1 protein-coding gene is annotated in these 912 nt (G+C 39.3%); it reads right to left on the bottom strand.

Annotation, left to right across the window (positions count from 1 at the left end):
- Nucleotides 1-19: 19 nt before the first annotated feature.
- Nucleotides 20-912 (bottom strand): N-acetylmuramidase domain-containing protein (locus MES37_RS24465; protein WP_237932835.1); only part of this gene is annotated, 893 nt, incomplete at its 5' end.

Below are 912 nucleotides of genomic sequence, written 5' to 3' on the forward strand. Positions count from 1 at the left end.
TATTATATACACTCATTTATCACCACTCATCCTTCAAATAATCATAGGCATTTTTAATCTTTTCATCATAACCTATCTGACCAGTGCCATTATATTTTCTAGCAATACTTAACCAATCCTTATCTCTCATTGGTTGAAGCATTCGTTTCTCCTCAACAAGAAACACTTTAAAGTATTGCAGATGCTGCAATGCACAATAGTTTTGTGAATCAACTAATTCTTTAGTTGATTCATACAAGTGATGATAATACTCGCCCATAACCTGGAACTTCCCCCAAGAACAAGACATATTTGCAGCATCGTAGTTAATCTCACGAGCCCTTAGCAATCTTTCGTATTGTTCACTATCTAATCCATGACGATAACTACTATCATACGAATGTATAATATTCGGCTCAGTAGACTCTATATCATGAACTGTTTCAGGGCTTATCCCCTGAACCAAGGATAATCTTTTCATGAAATGCCTTTCATATAGGATGGTTGCGTGTTTCACACCACTTACATATTGTTTAAACGGTATCTTATCACCCGTTTCAGCTACTGCAATTGCTCTTAAAACTTCTCGTTCTATACCCAGTTGGTCAGAAAGAACTTCAAAATTCTCCTTAGTTATATCTTGCCTTCCCGATTGGCACGGACTATCAACAATTCCTTGTTTGTAGCAATAACATTGTGTATTCACAAAGTTAAGAGCATCCAAAAACACCACCGGATGCATATGCCACAAGGCATCACTTCTGCGGATTTCCGGCACATCCTTCATCCACACCAGCTTGTTAACGTACTCCTTATTATACAATGCCAGTTCAGGGTAGCTTTTTTCCTGTTCATCCAGAGCCGCCTGCCACAACGCCGACATACCATCCTTCAGCCATTCACTGTGATGCTTCACCACCAGACGTTGTACCT

It is taken from the genome of Buttiauxella sp. S19-1 (genome assembly GCF_022134725.1).
In the GTDB taxonomy this organism is placed as follows: Bacteria; Pseudomonadota; Gammaproteobacteria; order Enterobacterales; family Enterobacteriaceae; genus Buttiauxella; species Buttiauxella ferragutiae.